14 protein-coding genes are annotated in these 21,622 nt (G+C 38.4%); all 14 read right to left on the bottom strand.

The features are described 5' to 3' along the window. Positions 1 to 20 precede the first annotated feature (20 nt). The 14 genes from PR699_RS08665 to hpaI all read right to left on the bottom strand — a co-directional run bounded on the left by PR699_RS08665 (position 21) and on the right by hpaI (position 21,614). On the bottom strand, positions 21 to 2,681 hold the full coding sequence (locus PR699_RS08665) for a TonB-dependent receptor (RefSeq protein ID WP_232074367.1): 2,661 nt from the start codon (positions 2,679 to 2,681) through the stop codon (positions 21 to 23). Between the two features lie 308 nt (positions 2,682 to 2,989). Next, the gene (hpaC, locus tag PR699_RS08660; protein WP_004927299.1) at positions 2,990 to 3,508 is read right to left on the bottom strand and encodes a 4-hydroxyphenylacetate 3-monooxygenase, reductase component; all 519 of its coding nucleotides are present in this window, start codon (positions 3,506 to 3,508) and stop codon (positions 2,990 to 2,992) included. 19 nt (positions 3,509 to 3,527) lie between these two features. Beyond that, a complete protein-coding gene (gene hpaB / locus PR699_RS08655) occupies positions 3,528 to 5,090 on the bottom strand; it encodes a 4-hydroxyphenylacetate 3-monooxygenase, oxygenase component (RefSeq protein ID WP_004927302.1) in 1,563 nt (520 codons plus the stop codon). A gap of 552 nt (positions 5,091 to 5,642) precedes the next feature. Beyond that, positions 5,643 to 6,326, bottom strand: coding sequence for a LysR family transcriptional regulator (locus PR699_RS08650; protein WP_004927309.1), 684 nt, complete (start codon positions 6,324 to 6,326; stop codon positions 5,643 to 5,645). Positions 6,327 to 6,827: 501 nt separating this feature from the next. After that, positions 6,828 to 7,718, bottom strand: a complete 891-nt coding sequence (gene galU, locus PR699_RS08645; RefSeq protein WP_004927318.1) for a UTP--glucose-1-phosphate uridylyltransferase GalU — start codon at positions 7,716 to 7,718, stop codon at positions 6,828 to 6,830. A gap of 110 nt (positions 7,719 to 7,828) precedes the next feature. Further along, positions 7,829 to 8,725 carry a sensor domain-containing diguanylate cyclase gene (locus tag PR699_RS08640; protein WP_004927322.1) on the bottom strand — a complete coding sequence of 299 codons (897 nt, stop codon included), beginning with the start codon at positions 8,723 to 8,725 and terminating at the stop codon, positions 7,829 to 7,831. A gap of 21 nt (positions 8,726 to 8,746) precedes the next feature. Beyond that, entirely contained in the window at positions 8,747 to 9,202 is a 456-nt protein-coding gene (bcsD, locus tag PR699_RS08635; protein WP_004927325.1) for a cellulose biosynthesis protein BcsD, read from the bottom strand. 2 nt (positions 9,203 to 9,204) lie between these two features. Then, the gene (locus tag PR699_RS08630) at positions 9,205 to 12,900 is read right to left on the bottom strand and encodes a cellulose synthase subunit BcsC-related outer membrane protein (protein WP_272577836.1); all 3,696 of its coding nucleotides are present in this window, start codon (positions 12,898 to 12,900) and stop codon (positions 9,205 to 9,207) included. 1 nt (position 12,901) lies between these two features. Next, entirely contained in the window at positions 12,902 to 15,205 is a 2,304-nt protein-coding gene (locus tag PR699_RS08625; RefSeq protein WP_272525952.1) for a cellulose biosynthesis cyclic di-GMP-binding regulatory protein BcsB, read from the bottom strand. Further along, a complete protein-coding gene (gene bcsA / locus PR699_RS08620) occupies positions 15,198 to 17,309 on the bottom strand; it encodes a UDP-forming cellulose synthase catalytic subunit (RefSeq protein WP_014656739.1) in 2,112 nt (703 codons plus the stop codon). The genes PR699_RS08625 and bcsA overlap by 8 nt, the downstream gene beginning before the upstream one ends. A gap of 49 nt (positions 17,310 to 17,358) precedes the next feature. Next, complete coding sequence (locus PR699_RS08615) at positions 17,359 to 17,694, bottom strand: hypothetical protein (protein ID WP_004927336.1); 336 nt, start codon at positions 17,692 to 17,694, stop codon at positions 17,359 to 17,361. A gap of 459 nt (positions 17,695 to 18,153) precedes the next feature. Continuing rightward, a complete protein-coding gene (gene hpaA, locus PR699_RS08610) occupies positions 18,154 to 19,038 on the bottom strand; it encodes a 4-hydroxyphenylacetate catabolism regulatory protein HpaA (RefSeq protein WP_004927338.1) in 885 nt (294 codons plus the stop codon). A 75-nt stretch (positions 19,039 to 19,113) separates the two neighbouring features. Further along, positions 19,114 to 20,484, bottom strand: coding sequence for a 4-hydroxyphenylacetate permease (gene hpaX / locus PR699_RS08605; RefSeq protein ID WP_004927339.1), 1,371 nt, complete (start codon positions 20,482 to 20,484; stop codon positions 19,114 to 19,116). A gap of 323 nt (positions 20,485 to 20,807) precedes the next feature. Next, positions 20,808 to 21,614: a 4-hydroxy-2-oxoheptanedioate aldolase gene (hpaI, locus tag PR699_RS08600; protein ID WP_014656738.1), complete on the bottom strand. Its 807-nt coding sequence runs from the start codon at positions 21,612 to 21,614 to the stop codon at positions 20,808 to 20,810. Positions 21,615 to 21,622 lie beyond the last annotated feature (8 nt).

Genomic DNA, 21,622 nt, shown 5'->3' with positions numbered 1-21,622 from the left:
CCTTGGGCAGGAATTGTTATTTAAAAGCGATAAGTAAAATCAACTGAAACCGTTCTACCTGGCGCAGGCATCAAGCTAAGCGCCATTGGATCAACATAGTATTCATTAGTGAGGTTAGTGACGGTAAGGTTGATATCCGCATTAGGGTTGAACTGATAATTAGCGTAAGCATCATAAGTCACGGTTGATAAATAAATTAACTGGGTTCCCGTCATCCCAACGGTATTCCATGAACGGTTTAACTTATGAGTAGGACCGCTATTATAGATACGGCGAACGCCAATATCTAAGTTGCGTTCATCAAGTAGCCTCACCCCAAGTGTTGTATTGATGCTGTATTTGGGTGGGTTAGTGATATTAACTAACGAGGTGCCAAAACCACCATTCACACAGTTTGGGGTATTAGGATCGCCATAAGCGTACTGACGAAAACGCTCAGCAGTTTTCGTATCACACGTTGTGGCTTCTAAATAGTAGTTACCCGATACATCAGCATAGAAGCGACCTTGATCATAAGCTAAGCTATATTCAATACCGGATGTTTTATAAAGATCCACATTCTCTATGAACCAAGAAGCGTTATTTGGGTGATAGCCTCGAGTGATCATGTCATGTAAGTCACTCTTAAACCAGGATACCTTAGCGGCAAGTTTATCTTCTTCGGTAAATAGTGAGTTTTGTACAGTTGATGCACCGATTTCAAGAACTTTGTTTTTCTCTGGTTTTAAATCAGCAGACGGCATTGAGGTCCAGTTGCCTAAAGTTGACTCAAAGATAGTTGGGTTCTTAACGGCTTCACTGTATTTAACATAGATTTGACTATTGTCATCAAGGTGAAATGCCAGCCCTACCTGTGGGCTGAAATCGCTTCCTTTCCGCTCAATAGGTTTGGTGTAAGCGTATTCTGTGGTGACTTCTTTTTTCAGATAACCTTTTTCCCCTCTTGGGTCAGGGTCATAACCATCAAAGTCATACTTTTCGCCAAGCGTTGTGTTTGCGTATGGGGTTTTCTTTAAAGAGTCTAACGTGTAGTTTCCTTGTTCATCAGGCCACCACTCCATATACCAGCTTTCAGGCCATTTGGTGAAATATTCACCGTTTTTCTTTAGGCGAGCAAACGTGTACTCTTGAGTGCGAGATTTCGCCGCATAAGCGGTGCTGTTTCTATCTCTAACATGATATTCGGTATAACGCCCTCCAACTTGAACTGTTAACCAATTCACGGGTTTATATTCTAGGGAGCTTGATAAGCTATACTCTTTGCGAACACCACTACGCAAGAAATAGTTTTTTTGCAGATTTTCTTTTAGGACAGGAGAATTAGGGCCGGTATCTTCATACTGGAAAGCACCACCAATTGTTAAATTAAACTCACCAAGACGATTTTCGAACGTTGAGCGGTTGGTTAAATTCACGCCATATCTATCCGCTTTAATATCGGATAATAGCCCTTGTTTGTACTCTTCACTTTGTGGGTCTGGACGCTGCTCAGTACTTTGATCGAAAACAGGAACGTTACCGATATTTGCATTGTACATACGGCTGACTGAGTGGGTATACCACAATTCAGAGGTCAAATTGACCCAATCATTATCCGGATCAAAATTGTGCTTTGCTGATAATGAATCAATGGTAATTTTACTCGGGATAAATTGATTAGATTCCCCTTTGCTATTGGGGGTTGTAATCATCGATGGCATGATTTCACCCCATTTAGCGTCATAACGGCGATAAATTAACTCGAGCTTTTGGGTATCAGTAAGCTCGCCAGCCCCTTTGACTAACCAAGATTCACTACGGCTATGGGTATCAAGAACCTCTTTTCCAGCAGGATAGGCGTCAATCACCGCGGCTGTTGTCATCCCCGTGCCACCCGTTGACGAATAATGGGCGTCACGATAGCGTTTCGCGCCGTTTTTACCTGCAAAATAGTTACCTTGATTACGGTAGGCGTAAGCTGCAAGTAATTGATAGCGATCCTGATCTGTTGCGATAGCGACACTACCAAAGCGGCTATTCATATTCGGCCACGGATTGGCGTCATTACTCTCTTTGGTTTTAGTATAAAAACCGGATCGTTCTGAGACCGTGTTATTGGCAAGCCCCCCTCTTAAACGTACCCCAAAAGTTTCACCTTTCGGAATAACATCGGCAGGTTGTAAGGTTGTGACCCGCACCGCTCCTCCGATAGCTCCCGCGCCATCTGTCGCAAGGGTAGGACCTTTGTCGATGGTAACATGGCTAATCAAGTCGGGGTCTAAATAGCTGCGTTGCTGTACACCAGCGTAACCACGGTAAACATCAATGGATTGCTGCGTACCGTCGACAATAACGGGAACGCGGCTTTGGCCTTGTAAACCGCGAATATTGACATCTAACGCTCCGCCATTACGAATATCCCCAAGATGGACGCCACTGACGCCACGTAGAAAATCGGCAGCTGAATTACCTCGGAATCTCTCAACGGTTTTGCCATCAATATAGGACGAGGAGCCAAGCTGCAAATAAGGATATTCAGCATCTAGCTCCTTTTGTGATTTTGCGGAAACTTTGAGAGGGCCTAGCTGTGTTGGTTCTTGAGTTGCACTCTGTGCAGTCATCATGCCGCTTGCCATAAACGGACTCACACCAATCATTAATTGAAGAAGCCGAGTGACAGGCTTCATAGTGTCATTTTTCATAGCCATTATTGTTAAAGATCAATCGGTAATGAGATTGTAAATAATAATTATTATCATTCAATAAAATAACTAAGCATTAACAATAAAAGATAGATTTGTACTAATGTATTGATTTAGAAAAATTATAAACATGACTAATTTGTATTTAGGCAGTCAATATAATTACATAGTGTTTGTTGGGATATTGAAAAAAAGAAGGGTGACTGTATCGGTAGGAACATATTGCTTAGAAAGGACTTTCTTAGCGTTGGATCAAAAAGAGGGGCTATATCGCATAGCCCCTCTAAGCATATTGATGGTTTAATCCGTTATGCGGTTACTGCTAATGTCTGGTGCATAACTGGGTGGAATTTACGTTTGAAGTAAATTAACCCGTGACCTTCTTCTCTCACGATAATCTGCTTCATTTCAACCAAATAAACAGAATGCGTACCAATGTCTTGCACTTGGGTTATTTCACCCTCTAGGTTAGCAAGTGCATCTTTCAATAATGGTTGTTGCAAAATACCTTTATCCCAGATGCTCCAAGCAAAGCGCTCTTCCATTGTAGAGCCTTTCATTCCCGCGAAGTGGCACGCCATCTCTTCTTGTTCATGGTTAAGGATATTGACACACAGGCGGCCATTTTCTTGAAAGACCGCATTCATAGCGCTGTTGCGGTTAACACACACCATCAAAGTGGGTGGCGTGTCCGTGACTGAACAGACTGCTGTTGCAGTAATACCGCAGCAACCTGCTGTGCCATCCGTGGTGACTATGTTAACTGCTGCACCAAGACTTGCCATCGCATCTCTGAAACGCAGGCGATGTTCATTTTCTAAAGACATATTGACCTCCTGCTGCCGATTATTTCAGCAGCGAATCTAACTTATTAATATCGTTGTTGTTATGCAGGTGTGGGCGTTTCCAACCATGCTGATCGTAATCAGACAGGCAGCGGTCAACCATATCTGTCATTGCTTTCATATTACCCGAACCATAAGCATGGCGTAGACATTGCAGACGAATTTCGTCCTGACTACCCGCATAGTTGATTTCATAAAGCTCATGACGTCCGCCAAACTCGCTTCCAATCGCATCCCACATTAGCTTTAACACCTTGATACGTTCTACATGATCCATACCGTTAGAGCCACGCACATATTTTGCCAGATACTTATCGATTTCTGGGTTGTTCATGTCTTTCACACTGGATGGTAGATATATCAAACCACTGGTGACATTACTTTCTATGATATTCTTGATTTTCGTATAGGCCATTGGTGCCATTACGCGATAAGTTTGGATTGCTTGCGTATCTGGCAGATAGGCTCCGCCTTCCCAAGCCTTCGCTTCCGAAGTCATTGCATCGGTAAGTGACCAGAATAAATTACGCCATGCGACCACTTCACCTAAGTCTGCTTGTACACCACGGAAGTCGACAACTCCAGTACATTCAAGGCTTTTTTGCAGTAAGCCTGTAATGAAATCCAATTTAACCGCTAAACGCACGCAGGCTTGTAATGGGAACAAGCGAGCGAAACCACCTTGTACAGCCCAATTACGCGCTCTATCAAAATCACGATAAATTAATACGTTTTCCCATGGGATCAACACATGATCCATGACTAATATCGCATCATTTTCATCAAAACGGCTTGATAGTGGGTAGTCAAAAGGTGCGCCTGTTACGCCAGCAACTAATTCGTATGATGCGCGTGAAATTAGTTTCACACCATCAGCGTCCATTGGTGCGACGAACATCAGTGCAAAATCAGGGTTATCCCCCATCACTTGTGCAGAGCCGAAACCGATAAAGTTGTAGTGAGTTAGGGCGGAGTTAGTGGCAACCACTTTTGCGCCGCTGACGATAATACCTGCATCAGTTTCTTTTTCCAGCTTGATATAGACATCTTTTACTTCATCAGCAGGTTTATGGCGATCGATTGGTGGATTAACAATCGCATGGTTAAAATAAAGCCCACTTTCTTGAATACGTTTATACCAATTACGCGCGTTATCAGCGAATTGGCCGTAATATTCTGGGTTAGCCCCTAAACAACTGGCGAATGCCGCCTTATAGTCTGGAGTGCGTCCCATCCATCCATAGCTTTGGCGTGACCAATCAGCGATGGCGTCACGTTGTTGGCGCAGTTCATCGGCGCTGGTGGCGAAACGGAAGAATTTGTGTGTATAGCCGCCGTTTCCGGTATCTGTTCCCCAGCAAAGGCTGTCATGAGTTGCTTTATCATGGAGTGCATCATATAACTGTCCTATTGAAGCGGCTGAATTACGAAATGCTGGGTGAGTGGTGACATCTTTAACACGCTCACCATAGATATAAATTTCACGGCCATCTTGTAGGCTTTTTAAATATTCTTGGCTGTTAAATGGGCGTTTGGCATCTGAGCGAAAATCTTCTGGTTTCATGTCTACCTCGTTATCTCACAAACAGCGCCGGCGCATCATAGGGTACATATTTTCGCTGGCATCTGGATTATGTTAATTTTATGTTTATTTTGTGTTTCTTAATTGAAGCTTTTTATTTAAAAATAAGAAAGAGACTTTAGAAAGGATCGCTGGTACTTTTCGTTGAAAAAGAGAGTTTATGATAAGAATGTGATCACGGTAGTATTTTTAATATTAACAAATGATCGATGCACTATAAAAATAATCATTTAATTCAATAAATTAAAATTTATTAACTACTTAATGAGTTTAAATTTTACAGGATTTTTTGATAAAAAAACTACCAATAAAAATTGCTTTATCAGTGATTTTTAAAAGAAAAAGTACTTTTCCTAGGAAGAAAAAAAGGTGTGCTGATCTTTCTCTATCGAGAACCGATGACAATAATAAAGTTAACAAAAAGTTGCATTGCAAGACGTTGTCGGTGCTAAAACTTCTCTTAGGTTAAGCGTACTACAATAGCGAAGATTGAGTTTTCGATATGTAGCACGCTGAGTTCCAGTAAGAGAAGCGCTAGGCGATATGGTTTTTTTTCAATAAAAGATCTATCGATTCATTGATTAAGTTACCAATGTGCAAGTAGTTATCCATATTTCTATCGCCATTTCGAAAACAGATTTTAGATTTTATTTCTGAATACGAACCTAAAATACTCGTTGGCTGCTCTGTACTATGTCCTTTTTGGGTGACAAATTGATGGTTTATAGGGAAGCTTATCAAGGAGGCTGAAATAAAGTTATCGGGGCATTTTGTTGAAGAAACGATCAGCAAGTTTAAGGACATCGAGGCGAGCTGGGCAAACAGTTCCTCTGAGCTATCCACCGTGACTATTAAGTTAATATTAGGGTCACTTGCTAAGACGGCTTCTGTAATGTAGGAGGCAAAATACTCTGGTAATGAATCAGAAATGCCAATATGAAAAGTTTTTATATTATTATTTGTAGATTGCTGTGCAATAGCTTTAATTTCTTCTATCTCTTTTAAAATAATCTTGCTGTGCTCTAAGATTTGTAGACCCAAAGGTGTAAAGTTAACCCGACGGGTGGTTCTTTCTAGCAGAAAACAGCCGAGTGTGTTTTCTAGTTTACCAATCTGAATACTTAAGGTTGGTTGAGCTACATTGCAATATTGAGCCGCTTTTTTAAAGTTAAGAAACTTACCTAATGCGTTTAAATACTCGAAATCTCTAATATTCATTTTGTTGCCTCTGCTGTGGTTTAAAAATCAAATTTCGTTGTTATTGTCCATTGCTTACATGACTGAGAATGAGTACTAATAAAAATTAAACAAAAATCATTAAAGTAATGGGATAATAAAACATCTGTTTTCAATGAAGTCAGTTTTACTTAGCTGATGACTAAACTCATTCATAATGAAATCTCGAATTAATCCATCATTGTTAAGGTATTACATAGGAGATATCATTATCAGATAAGTTTATTCAGACAGAGGTAAAATATTTCTCAATACGACCCATACTTTTTTAATAAAAAAGAATTAACATGATTAATTGTAATCTTCTTATTCTGTTAGCAATAAAAATCCAATCCTGATTTTTAAAGTTGTTATATCTATTTGAATAACAAACAAATATAAAAAATAAAGAACAAGATCTCGCATTAGGCATATAACTAAAAATCAGACTAGCGATTGGATTTTGTTGATTCATAAAATCTACCCTATAAATAGGCGTTATGATTAAACAGTTTCTACCGAATCTTTCAACCAGCGATGAAACTGTGAGCCAAATGTTTGATGCTGACGACTATATTCAAAGAACGCTTTCATATACCCCATTTTATCGCCACAATCATGAGAACGCCCCTTTATGTGATAACCTTCGATAGCATGGGTTTTCAGAAGCATGGATAATGCATCCGTCAGTTGGATTTCATTACTCTTACCAATAGGTGTTTTTGCCAGCAATGGCCAAATCTCTTTACTTAAAACATAACGGCCAACAATAGCTAAGTTTGATGGCGCACTCTCTTTATGTGGTTTCTCTACAATCGCATAGATATTATTAAACTCTCCGCTATGAGTAACCTCATTATGGCAATCTACAATCCCGTAATTTTCGACATGCTCGATATTGACTTGTTCAATTAATATTTGGCTTTTTCCTGTCGAGTAAAAGCGGTCAATCATTGCGGGTAAATTATCAGATGCGTAATTACAAGCATATTCATTAATAATGACGTCTGGTAAAACAACAATAAAATCATTATCACCAATAAAAGGCTGAGCACATAATATCGCATGGCCTAGACCGCTTGCACAGCCTTGTCTAACATGCATAATTTTTAAATTTTCAGGGCAAATACCATTTATTTCATTGAGTAATTGCTCTTTCCCTTTTTGTTCTAATAACGATTTTAATTCAAAAGAGGTATCAAAATGATTTTCAATTGAATTTTTAGATGAATGAGTAACAAATATAATTTCATTGATACCCGCCATATAACATTCTTTTATTATGTATTGTATAATAGGTTTATCTACAAGAGGTAACATCTCCTTAGGTATCGCTTTTGTTGCTGGTAGCATGCGAGTACCTAACCCCGCAACAGGTATGACAGCTTTCAACATATATAATCCTTGATAAATAAAATATTTATTATAATCTTTACTTGTTGAGTGTAGTTTTCAACTAAGTACGGTTTTAAATTTTATTAGTTAAAACAGCTATATAGTTAAACCTAAATACATTTCTTTATTTGATTTCCTCCTTGTTTTTTCGCATGGTATAAGGCTATATCGGCATTTTTTACTAAACTCCCTAAACGCTCACCATCACGCGGGTATTGTGCAATGCCGACACTAATATTGATATTCGATACTTCTCCTTCTAAATGGCAATATGAATAAGTCCCCATAAAGTGAACCAGCTCCCAAAAGATAGATTCTGCATGATGATGATGTATGTCATTCACCATTAACACAAATTCATCGCCACCTAATCGAGCAAAAATAACCTCACTCGGTAAGTGCTTTTTTACATTTTTAGTGAACTGTTTTAATAGTCGATCACCATAACCATGACCAAAGGTATCGTTTATTTTTTTAAATTTATCAATGTCAATAAGCGCCAAATAGCATTCTGTTTTACTATTTTTGGCTAATTTAAGAGCTTCTTTGCCTTTTCTATAAAAACCATATCTGTTTAATAGTCCAGTTAGAGGGTCATGGTATACTTGGAAAGAGAGTTTATTCTTAGCTGCTATTAGCCTTGTTACTTCAGATAAAATAAGACAGTAATGATAGGCATTGTTGCTATTTTCTTCTATCTCCATTAATCTAGCTATAAAAAATATTTTTTTATTTTCTTTAGTTATAAAAATAATATCTTCAGTGTTACTATAATTAGAAATAAAATCAAGACTGTTTTTTTCTAAAATCAACTGATTATTTATTATGCTTGGCTTATATCCAATAACATCTGCACGATTGTAGTTGTAAGTTTCTAAGAAACGTTGACTAACATATGAAACTCTTCCATATATATCAATTAATAAAAAAAGACAGGTTTGACCAATGATTAAGTCCAATGAGATTTTTTCATTTTTTATTGATAACTCTTTGGTTTTATTAATCATGATAATTTATATTTGATGAATCTATTTAAATAAAGCATAACGAAATATGAAAATATCTTCAGTTGCATTTTCATTCCACAATACAGGCACTGATTTATTACCACCTTGCGATGTTAACCACTGAGTATATAAGCCTTCTAAAATACTAGCGCTAGCTCGACGCCATTTTTTATTGACCGATTTAGGCGCGTGAGGCCACGCACAATGCATAATAAGCAATTCACTATTTGCGGGTGCCATTTTAACAAACCCCCAATTGAACACTTCTAGAACAGTATTAATATTTTTTTCTAATTGACTTAATGTACTTGAATTCTCAATAGTGTGTAATTCACCAAGCTGTTGCCCAATTCGCCGTAGCGTTTTACAGCCTTCATTAGTTTCACCTGACGAAAACTCATAAAATAAAAAATTAATTAAATCATGCCAGCCTGTTTTATAACCACGTTGTAAGTAACTATCTTGGTCAAACATCATTTTTATTTTCCTAGTATATCTTTGTCGAATAAATATTTAAAGTAAATATTAGCTTTTGTCTCATCATAATTACCAAAAGTATTATAACTAACATTCGCTCCAATAAATGAAGATGGTGATATTTTATAGTTAGTCTCTACGCCAAAAGAATAACTTATGCCATTTTTACTGCTCTTTTTATAGTGAGTATCTATATATTCATCATTATCTGTGTAACTGTTTAATTCATCTTGTAGTTGTCTATCTGTAGGGTAATAATCTGCACTTTCAGTCGTGTACGATTGATATCCAACAGTGGAGTTTAATTTTACTGATAAATTATCTAATTTTTGCTCATAAGAAATAGGCAATGAAACTGCAATATATTTCTGTGGGCTGAAATACCCTGCATGCCCTAATGTATAATAATTAAGGTTTTTATCAAATCCCATATAATGAATATTAGCGCCTAATTTTAGAGTTTTATTATTTTCATTTATTCCATAAATATAAGAGCCAGCATTGAGATCAACAGATTGGTTATTAGGAACGTGGGTACCAATATACTTATTAGCGGCAACTTTGGCATAAGTACCATAATGGCTATTATCCCATGCGTATTGTGCTGACAGCGTATTGCGTGTCACGGCTCCCCATGTTCTACCTGTTACACTATCTTTAAGCCCACTGTATGAAAGTTGGCTATCAGTTACCGCTCGCCGTTCGGCTGCTAAAGTTAATTGGCTATGTGGTGAGGTGTTAATTGACCATTCAGCTCCGCCAACTAAGGAAACAATTAAGCCATCACTATTGGTATGCCCGAAATCCAATTGAAAGTTATCGCCTTTCAATAAAATATTTGATTCTAAGCCTTGAATTGAACGGCTATTAATTTCATCGGCATGTACATTAGCGCGTGAAGCACTTTCAACTAGGCTACGGCGATTGGCTCTCGTTAACGCTCCACTGCCCACAAGGCTGGCATTTTCAGCGGGAGTTTTGCCTGAACTAATAACCGAAGGGGATACGCTCAGCGCTAACTTAATATTATCAAGCAGTGGAAGAGAGAGTGTGAGGGTCTTTTTGATTTCGGTAAATTTGCTTAATCCTGACTCCCCTGAGTGGCTGTTTACCTGAATGGTATTATTCAATGCGACAGATGTTTTTTGCTGTAAATCTGTAAGCATCATTTCAATATGGTCTAACTGGGCCTTTTGGCGAGGATTGTGCTGAGTGTGCATGAGTATTTGCCCAGCTAATGGGTGATTTACTGGTAAATAAGTTGGCTGTTCTTGCGGCTGAATTAATCCCCATTGTGCTGTTTTTAATAATTTGAGTGCTTGGGTATTATGACCTTCCAGCTCAGCAAGGCGAGCCGACAAAATCAGGTAATCGGTTTTGTTGGTTGCCTTGATCTCTGCAAAATATTTTCTTGCTGCCACACTGTCGTCATTGTTAATTGCTAGATCAACTAAGCCTATTAATGCATCCTGATTTTTAGGGGAAATAGCTAATAGGTATTGATAAACATCACTCGCTTGCTCGGGTTGATCATTTGATTGATAAACTCGGGCAACAGCTAATAAGAGTTGGCTATTATTCGGATCATTTTTTATTTCTGGCGCTAATATTTCCCAAGCTTCGTTGAGATGACCTTTTTCGCGAAATAAATCGGCTTGTTCGCTGAGGTAGCCCGCTCTAATGTGATTTAACTCTTTTTCGCTGGTTGTGGCGAGTAAAGCCGGGGAGTTCATCAAGCTCTCTGCTTCTGCAAAGTATCCTAAGCGGCGTAAGATAAGGATTTGCTGTGTATAATCTTTTAGGCTTCCTTGTGGTTCAACGGATAGGTTTTGATGGATCACATTTAGCGCCATTTGACTATCACCCGCATCTATATATAGCTGAGCAAGGCGGCCAATATCGGCTGGGTTCTGAGGTAATGATTTAATATTTATTTTTAGGGTATTTAATGCTGCATTGTGATTTCCACTATCAATGTAGTGTTGGGCAATATCAATTTGTTGATTAAATTTAGCGCGATGTTTAAGCTCTGTTATTTCTGCCGTTTGTGATCCACTAGGAATTTTATGAATTAAATTCAATACATCCTTCCAGTGATTTTGCTCGCTTGCCAAAATGATCGCGCTATGCCAAGTTGCAGGTGAAGGATAGGTTGCAACCAAATTATTCATCACTGCATTTGCTTTATGATGATCACCTTTTTTAAGTAGCAGTCTGGCGTAATCGAGGTGCAGCCAAGCATTTTGAGGATCTTTATTAATGGCTTGTGTGAGAATATTTTCCGCTTCATTCACTAAGCCATTATTAAGTGCTTTTTCTGCATTTTTTCGGTATTGCTCACTGAAATTTATTTTTTGCTGATAATCATAGCGCTCAGTAGGAGAGAAGGTTTGTAATAATAGCTCTAATTCTTGATATTTTTTTTGTTCGTTAAATAACCAGACTAGCTGCTCTTTTACTGTTTTATTATTAGGGTAGTTTTGATGAAGCGTCCGATATAACGACTCTGCGCTAGCATAGTCTTTTTTATCACGATAGGTTTGTGCTAGTAATAAATTGAGAGCAAGTTGCTGCTGTGGGTCACTCACACTGGTACTTTTAAGTAAGCTAATCGCGTGATCAAATTGCTGATTACGCGCTAATTGTTTAACTCTATCTAGTTGCGAATAGTAGTTAATATTTTTGATATCTTTTAACCATTGGGCTCTTTTATGATCCGTTGTGTTATTAGCCGCTTCACTTAATAACTTCTCTGCTTCTTGATAGTTTTTTTGACGGAGCGCCACGTAACCCAGACCCGCAGTGGCATCGATATTTTTAGGATCATTTGTTAGCGCTTGTGTGAATTTTTGCTTTGCTTGTTCAAGGCTACCTCTATTTAATAGCGTAAATCCAGCACGAATATCACTGTTACCAATGCGATTGTTATAGTGTTCCATTACAAGGCTATCATTTGGTGATAAATTCATAACATGCTGGTAAGCGGGCAGATCTTTTTCATCGGGTTGTAACCACAGTAGTGCTTGCTTCAATGAATTGACCACCGCCTTATCTTTATTTTCGATCTGGATGAGCTTTTGAATTCCCTCTCGCCTTGTTTTCTCTTGATAGGTTAATACCGTTGCAAGAATACGCTGTACCTTCTCATCTGATGGTGTTTGCTGTGCTATTTTTCTTAGCTCAGCGATTGCTTTTTCTAGGTGTTTTTTACTGCCAGCGAGTGTTTCATAATATTCAATCGCTAAGTCACCACTAGGTGGATTATGCGTAAATAATTTGTCATACGCCTGTATTGCTTGTTCAATCTGACCTTGTGTTGCAAATTCTCGGGCTTTTTTGAGTATCTCATCGGAACGATTTTCACGGGGCGAAAACTGGGCTAATTGTGAAAGCCGCTGATCGTCTGGGGCATATTTTTTGAGTTTATTAACCCAGAGAGCCGCTTCTTGTTTTTTACCTTGCTGAATTTTGTAATATGACATTAGATATAATGCTTCAATATTATATTGCTCAATGGCAAAAACTTTACTCAGCGCATCGTAAGCAAGGTCATAGTTAGATTTACTGTGCCAATAATTGGCTTTTTCTAATAGAACTTTAATGGCTGTTTCATTTTCTAATGATCGAGCTAACGTCGATAGTGGGTATGTACCACAGAGCAAAGTAATAAATACTTTTATTAATAAGCTATTTTTCATTTTATTTTTTCATCCTTGATAGACGTTTGGATTCATGGTTTTTTAATCTTTTAAACAAATACAAACTCATAAGGAATAAGGTGGTAAATAACATAGCCATTAATAGAAATAAATGTTGGCTAAAAAACCAAAGGACTAATGTGTGTAGCGGTAATTCGCCTGATAAAAATGATGCATTAACTCGCAGAACCTTAACATCATCAAAATCATTAAATAGCAAGATATCACCCGATTCGAGTTGTTGTCTTCCAGGCTTATCAATATCATCATGGAGTTTTTTCAGTTGTTCACTGTTAGTCGCAGTTAAAATGGTCACGACTTTGTTGCTAGACCAAGGTGATGGGAAACTGAGTAACCCTCGCCATTTTTGTGAATTTATTAAAATATTGTTTGCTTCTTCAAATTGATTTTTCCATTCTCCGAGTAGAAGCAGTTTCAGTTTCTGCAATAGAGAAGGGGGAATGACTTGTAATTGCCCATAACTATAATGATAAGAGGTATCTTTTATTAGTGGCTTGAATGCTGCGATCTCTTTTAATTTAGAGATTGCAATAATATTCGAACTCGTGAGTTTTAAATTATTTTGTGGTTTTGTTGTATCAGTGAGTATGGTGACCTGACTAACCGGAAAGCCAGTAATGCGTCCTGCTTTTTCCATTAAATGAAGCATTAATGCGATTTCTTCTTTAGCTGGATTTTTGGTTAATAAAATGACGGTATCTGATAAATCGGCATATTTCGTAAATGGGAATAGGCCATTTAAAAACCAAGCCGTATTTGGTAGCTCCCCAAAATTGGAAATATTACTGAGATCAAATGTAGAGCTAGACAATATTTGATTAACAATCTCACCATTATTACGGATATTACAAGGCGTTTCTTGATGCGGTGTGATATTAAAATAAAAGCTTAGTCTGTTTTCACCAAATAAGCTTGCGCTATCAAGATAAAGTGTTGTGCTGTTGTCGTGGTTATTAGTAAAAAACTCCGTGATTGGACTAATAATGCTGTGTTTTTGAGCAGAAATATTTTTTAAAAATTGATAGTTCAATGCGATAGTTAACATCGAATGCTTCATATCAATCCAATTTTTACCATCAAACGTATAGTCTATTTTCACGGGGATTTTGTTCCCTGATAACATGAATACATCAGGTGGAAGGCGAAAAATAATGTTTTTCTCTTCATTCCAAAACAAGCGGGATTGCAGGGCGTCGCGACTTTTAATTATTTGGCTGAAAGTGATTATTTTTTTCGCCGAAAGCCAGTTAGGGGCATCATAAGCTTGCCGTTTTTGTACATGATAGTTGGCGATAGCCATATCGCTGCTGTCAGGTAAATCAGGTGTAAAGAGTTGGTAAGCGGCCTGACGCAGCTCATGTGCATGACGTCCACTAATGACCAAGATTTTGTATTTCTCGTTTACAGGGTTATCTATAATTCTGATATTTGGGCCTTTAGCCTGATTAAAGGAGATCCCTGAAATGGTCTCATCCGCCATTGTGAATAAAACAGCATGCTTTTCCGGTAATTCATCAAGATAAACATTGAAATGGTTCCCTTTTTCCCCACTTTTGATGCCAAAAATAGAGGCTACAATGGCAGAGGCCATTAAGGTATCTGGGGTCGGTGAAGCGGCATAGATAAAAGCAAGTTCATTGCTATTCATTTTTAAAGGATCTAAAAATGGCCGAGGAAAATCCATGAGTGATTTACGCGTATTCATTAATACCCCTTTTAATGCCATTGAGGTTAAAGGGGAAATCTCAAGATTAAGATCTTTTAAGTCTGGGCGCTGGCATGTCCACTCATTATTAATGATGTCATCATTACTAATGATCTGAAAGTTTAAATTGTTCTTTGAAGAGAGAATGGCGTTTGGTACTTTTAAAGTAAAAGTCGATTTATTTTCATGAAGTTGAGATAACGGTATCGAACCTAAAGACTGATCATTTAGCGTTATTTGTAAATTATCCTTTTCGATATTTTCAGTTTCTTTGATTGAAATGATTAAGCGTATTTCTGCATTTATAACAATAAAATCATAGGGCAAAGTAAAACTAATACCAGATTGGAGTTTATCACTACTTAAGGTCAGGCCGTTTATGAGGCCAATTTTTTTCAAGGTAATTTCTTCAGCGGTAGTGTCTATAACATCGCTATTTTTTATTAGCCCATTATTTAATATAAAGTCTAATGGCGCAGAAACTTTTTTCTGTGTATCCACTCTCTCTACGGCAAATGCGGCCGTATGACTTATTAATAACGCGTAAGCGATAAATATTAATTTCAGGCGGTTAAACATGATGCTGCTCTTTACTATTTTGTTTTGAAAGCAAAATGGAATTATCCGTGGCCTTCTTATCTTTACGGATAATGAACAATTCAAATGCACATTGCAGCACGTCGATAAATGACCTTAATGGTTTGTCGTTTGCATGTTTAGGTTTAAACCAAGCATCTGCTCGAGTTAATACAACACGTACAACATCACGTCGAATAGCATGAGTTAAGTGAGCAAATTCCATTCTTAATTGCTTATTATCAATCCATGCTTGCTGGATCGGGATAAATGCTCTTTCTTTGCCTATACCAATGGCAATTTGTGTAATAAATGTCTGTGTAACATTATGCTCAAATGGGAAGTTAAGTCTTGCCCCACTCATGGAGAGATCAATGGATTGAGTTTCTATAACGCTATTATCAGAAAAATAAACGGTCACAGGGATTGATGCAGGAACCCTCGTGGCTCGACGTAACTGTTTGGTCTCTTTTGCTACCGATATAGAAGCGAGGACAATCAGTAAGCTATAAATACCCCATATAAGGTTAATCACAATGACACCGTCATCAATATAATGATATAGACCCATAATCCATTTGAATAAGGCAATCCCAATTGCGGCGACTAAAAGTACGGCGACAATAAGGAGCGGGCGAACGGCCGTGTGATCAAAATAGTTTTTATCTGTTAAATCACCTTTATCAGTAACATTAAATTTACCGAGTTTTGGCGATATTAAGCTCATCAATGTTGGGAGTATTAAATGAAAAGCCATCACTGTTTCATAAATTTCCCCCCAGAAAGAATAGCGATAGCTACCGACAAGTTTTGAATTGACATAGTTAGAAGTAATCAAATGAGGTAGCGCATAAGAAAATATGAGTGTTGCGGATGATGAGATAATATTTAAATCAAATAGAATAAAAACCAAAGGGGATAAGAGGAAAATCGCTCGAGGTAGCCCATACTGAAAATGTAGCATGGCATTTAAATAACAGATACGTTGTGTAAATGTCAGACCTTTACCTAATAGCGGGTTATCGACGCGAAAAATCTGTGTCATGCCTCGTGCCCAACGTATACGTTGGTTAATGTGCAAAGTTAAGCGTTCAGTCGCTAAACCCGCTGAAAGAGGAATATCTAAGAAAGCGGTATTCCATCCCTTACGCTGCAATTTAAGGGCTGTATGGGCATCTTCGGTAACCGTTTCTACCGCAAATCCATTTGTCTCTTTTAAGGCACTACGGCGAATTACCGCACAAGAGCCACAGAAAAACGCGGCATTCCAATTATCGTTACCTTGCTGCACTGGACCATAAAATAGCGCACCTTCATGCGGCGCTCTTTTAGCCGCACTTAAATTACGTTCAAAGGGATCTTTAGAGTAAAAATAATGGGGGGTTTGGATCAAAGCGAGTTTTTCATCGACTAAAAATGCCCCTACTGTTGCTTGTAAAAATACGCGTGTCGCTACATGGTCACAATCAAAAATACAAATCAGTTCACCATGCGTTTTTGTTAATGCATGATTAAGGTTTCCTGCTTTTGCATGGTTATTATCAGGGCGGATCATATAGCCAACTTGAATATCTTCAGCTAACTGGCGAAACGCATCTCGCTTCCCATCATCTAATATATAAATTTTTAATTTATCTTTAGGATATTCGATACACTGTGCAGCAAGCGCTGTATCTTTGACGATATCAATACTTTCATTATAGGTTGGAATAAATAGATCAACCGTTGGCCATAATGAAGTATCTTTCGGTAAGGGGGCGATCGTTCTTTTTAATGGCCAACAGGTTTGAATATAACCGAATAATAGAATAGCTAATGAATATAGTTCCGCAATAAATAGTAATGATCCTAAAATCAGCTCAATATAAGAATCAAAATAAAGGGTCGTTGTTGCCCGCCACCAGATATAACGAGAAGTACAAAGTAGTGATATTAATATCAAGGCAAGCTGTAGTTTTTTATTTTTAAATATTCCAATAAAGAATGTAAATACAATTAACACGCCTCCTAATAGAAACTGTTTATCACTATCTAGAGGAATGATAATTAATAAAATAAATAAGAATAACAAAAGTATAGACGTAACGATTTTGAGTGTTTTTTGCATGTCACTAACTCATAATGAGGTTTTATTATACTATAGGTAAATGAGTATTTTATTTTTTACTAATACTTGAAAAGAGTTCACTCAGTATAACAAGTTGCTCCGTATGAGAAGCTGAGTCCGCTGTATTATGGTAGTGATTATTTTTATAATTAAGGAAATGAGAAAACTCATTAATTGTTGAGTAAGACTCATTTGGTTGGGTTGGCTGGGGCTGAGTCGTTGATTCAGAAACCACTTCAATTTTCTCAGGTAATGGGAGTTCTTGCTTAATAGCCATATTAGATAATGGCTGTTCATCCTTGGATTGAGTGGTTTCTTCAATTTCAAGGAAAGAAAAATTATCCATTTTAAGCTGACGGCTTAATGAATTTAAATCATCGTACATAGTTAACCTTCACCCTGAGAATAACAAACACCATTACACGTAGAATGAGTGATTTTTACCATGGTCTTTTAGGTAAATCATCTTATTTTGATATAATATTTAGTTATAGAATTAAGTAAAAATACCTAATTGATTAATATGTAAATAATCTATAGAGATACGTTATATAACATCCTGATTTAATTTTAAAATATGATGTAATTGTGAAATTTGAATAAATAGTAATTGTTAATTTATTTCATTTTAATAGTTATTATTAATAAATAAAAATGACAATGAAAAATAGAAAATACGCATTGATTATTACTTATAGATATTAGTAATGAACAATTTATAAATAAAGCAGTTTATTAAACATTTTTATTATGGTTATTGCGATAAATAGCAGAGAAACGCGTTAATAGACAGCGTTAAAATTTTCAATAACCACGTGTCATGATTAAGTTTAACTATCATAGATTAGTGGATATTTTTATCTCGCCATTGGCTAGGGGAATCCCCAACTAAACGGTTAAAGAAGCGTGCAAAGTAAGCCGGATCTTTAAATCCAAGTTGGTAGGCTATTTCTGATACAGGGCTGTCACAAAACAATAGCATACGTTTCGCTTCTCGTAATATGCGGTCAAAAATCAGGCGCTTGGGTGGACGGTTAGCGAAACGTCGGCACATATCTTTGAGTCGAGATTCGGTAACACCCAGTTTGTCTGCATATTCGGGAACAGAAAGGTGCTCATGGTAGTGTGAATCAATAAGCTGGTTAAAACGTTGGAATAGGCGATGTTCTCCTCTTACACCACTAACTGGGTGGTCATCAAGGGGAATTGAGCGTAATAGGAAAGTAAATAGCGCTTGAGCTAAAGAGGATAATACCTGATCGCGTCCGGCGTAGCTATTGGCCGATTCGCGAGCCATTAGTGCCCAATAGTGATTAAAAGTTTCAAGGTCATCGGGTTTATCAGCAACGGACAAACAAATCGCAGGAATAGAGACTAAATCAGGGTTAGCAGGGTAAAGTGATTCTAATAAAGGGATGATTAAATCTTGGCGAACGGTCAGCACGTGCCCATCTGTATCTTCTTGAGTAAAAAAGGCATGAGGAACAGAAGGCGGCGTTAGAATAAATAAAGGGGCTTGGACTGAATAACGTAGGTCATCAAGTTGTAATGTGATATGACCTGTTTCAAGGTAGTGCAACTGAAAAAAGCCATCATGTCGATGTGCTTGCATATCACGGCCAAAAAAGGCGGCCATATTACCGAATGTTTGGTAATGAACATCATCATTCCCTTGTGTTTCATCATAATCTTTACTGATATCAATATTGGTTATTAATGATGACACCACATTCTCCCTTTACTCTGTTGGTTTCGAGCCGCAATACAGAGGATTGCGGCTCGACTATTTTGTTATCTTTGAATATTACGGTGTTGCTCTAGGACGTGAGCTCTTCATGGGGATAAATGCGACTAATAGCGCCCCAACGACCAACAACCCAGCGACAAAGTACAGCCCTGAATTGAAGCTACCTGTTTGGTCTTTTAGCCAACCAATCAGTAGTGGGCTGACCGCTGAACCAATATTACCTGTTGCGTTGATAACAGCAATACCAACAGCACGAGCACGTAAACTGATGGATTGGTCTGGCGTGGTCCAGAATACAGCCATTGCGGTAAATGAACCTGTCGATGCCATAATGATACCAATTAATTGGATGACAGGATGATGTGTCAGTGCCGCTAATACCCAACCTGCCGCTGCAAATAGGTAGGGGAGTGCGGTGTGCATTTTACGTTCTTGTAATCTGTCAGAACGCCGGCTCCAATACACCATACCAAGTATAGTACAGAACTGAGGGATAGCCGTCAGTAGGCCTATCATGGCGTTACTACTGCCTTCATTAAAGCTCTGCATAATTTGTGGCGTCCAGATATTAATGGCACTGAGCGTATTGGTCAGGCAGAAATAGGCCACGGTATACATTAAGACAACAGGGGTAAAAATCTCTTTCCATAAGCTAGTATTCTGTAATGCTGTATGGCTTTTCGAACCGTGCGGCTGAACCAATTCTAACTTATCTTGCTCCATCATTTCTTGAAGACTCTCTTTGTCTTCTTTCGTTAGCCATTTTGCTTTATCTGGCGAATCATCAAGGTAGAACCAGACCAGCACGCCTAAGATCACTGAAGGGAAACCTTCCAGCAGGAACAGCCACTGCCAGCCTTTTAGGTTTAAAATACCATCCATTTCGAGGATGTAACCCGATGCTAGGGAACCAAATGCCATTGTGACAGGCATGGCCACCATAAATAAAGCGTTAGCACGGGCGCGGAAATAAGCAGGAAACCAGTAAGTTAAATAAACTAGGATACCCGGTAAAAAGCCAGCTTCGGCGACGCCGACTAGCATCCGCAAAATATAGAGGCTTGTCGGGCCTGTTGCGAACATTGTGGCTGTTGAGGCGATGCCCCACAGTACCATGATGGTGGCAATCCAACGGCGGGCGCCCACAATACCCAACATAATATTGCTAGGTATCCCAAAAATAACATAGGTTGCATAAAATAGTGTGGCAGCAAGGCCAAACATCGTTGATGTCAGACCAATGTCTTTCCCCATAGTCAGACCCGCAAAACCGATATTGATGCGGTCAAGGAAAGAAAAAACAAATAATACAAATAAAAAGACAATTAGGCGGCGAAATAATTTTTTAATTACGCGTTGTTGTGGTTCAGTTAAATTTTTATGCTGTTCAGCAGGATTTTTTTCAGCAACATTGGATAAATTGCTCATTTTGTAATTCCCTCATTTATATGCATTTAATGCTATTATGGGTACAAAAAGCTCTTAGGCAGCCATATAACATGTCTGCCCCGTAGGTACAGGGTTGTTAATGTTGTTTTCCCTTAGCCACCAGATTGATATTTGTAGGGTAATTGGTTTGCCATATTCCAAGTTGTTTCATTATTCGCTCTTGCTCATCTATCCGAGTCACACAATAATCCATGCTCCTCGGCGATTTTTGCTTAGCGCTTAGAGACAAACTCGAAGTATTTACAACCGAAAGATCGAGTTATCTTAATGGCTTTGGGTGTTTACTACTGTATTGCAAATCACTAATACACACTGGGTGTGTTAGATGTCACTTCAGAAACGGTATTGCCAAAGCGAGCCGCTAATGCTTCTGCGCTACGCGCTAGCAATGTTGTATCCACACCAACCGCAACAAATAGTGCACCTAATTTTAAATAATGTTCAGCGACGTCTGGCGCTGCCATTAAAATACCAGGGGCAATACCCGCAGCACGAATTTGGACAATAGCCTTTTCGATGACTGCCTTCACTTCGGGATGATTTGGATTACCTGAATAGCCCATGTCTGCACTGAGATCAGCTGGCCCAATAAAGACGCCATCGATCCCTTCGACTTGTAATATTTCCGAAAGATTATTGATAGCTTCACGGGTTTCGACTTGCACAATGACACACATCTCATCATTGGCCCGTTGCAGATAATTAGGAATACGATTCCAACGTGATGCACGTGCTAGAGCGCTCCCCACACCGCGGATCCCCGCCGGAGGGTAACGTGTGGCGCGAACAGCTTGCTGTGCTTGCTCTGCATTTTGCACCATAGGCAGTAATAATGTTTGTGCCCCAATATCCAATAACTGTTTAATAATGACAGGATCATTCCAAGGTGGACGTACAACCGGCTGCGATGGATAAGGTGCGATTGCCTGTAATTGAGTTAATATTGTTTGTACATTATTAGGAGCGTGTTCACCATCAATCAGTAGCCAGTCAAAACCTGCTCCAGCCACCAATTCAGCACTATATGAGCTGCATAGCCCCAGCCATAAACCGATTTGTGGTCGACCTTCTTTTAGTGCATGTTTAAATTTATTTTGTAGGATATCCACGATGATCT

This window comes from Providencia sp. PROV268 (genome assembly GCF_028477805.1).
GTDB lineage: Bacteria > Pseudomonadota > Gammaproteobacteria > Enterobacterales > Enterobacteriaceae > Providencia > Providencia stuartii.
Note: the sequence above shows the minus strand (reverse complement) of the source record. Positions and strands in the feature narration are given on the sequence as shown.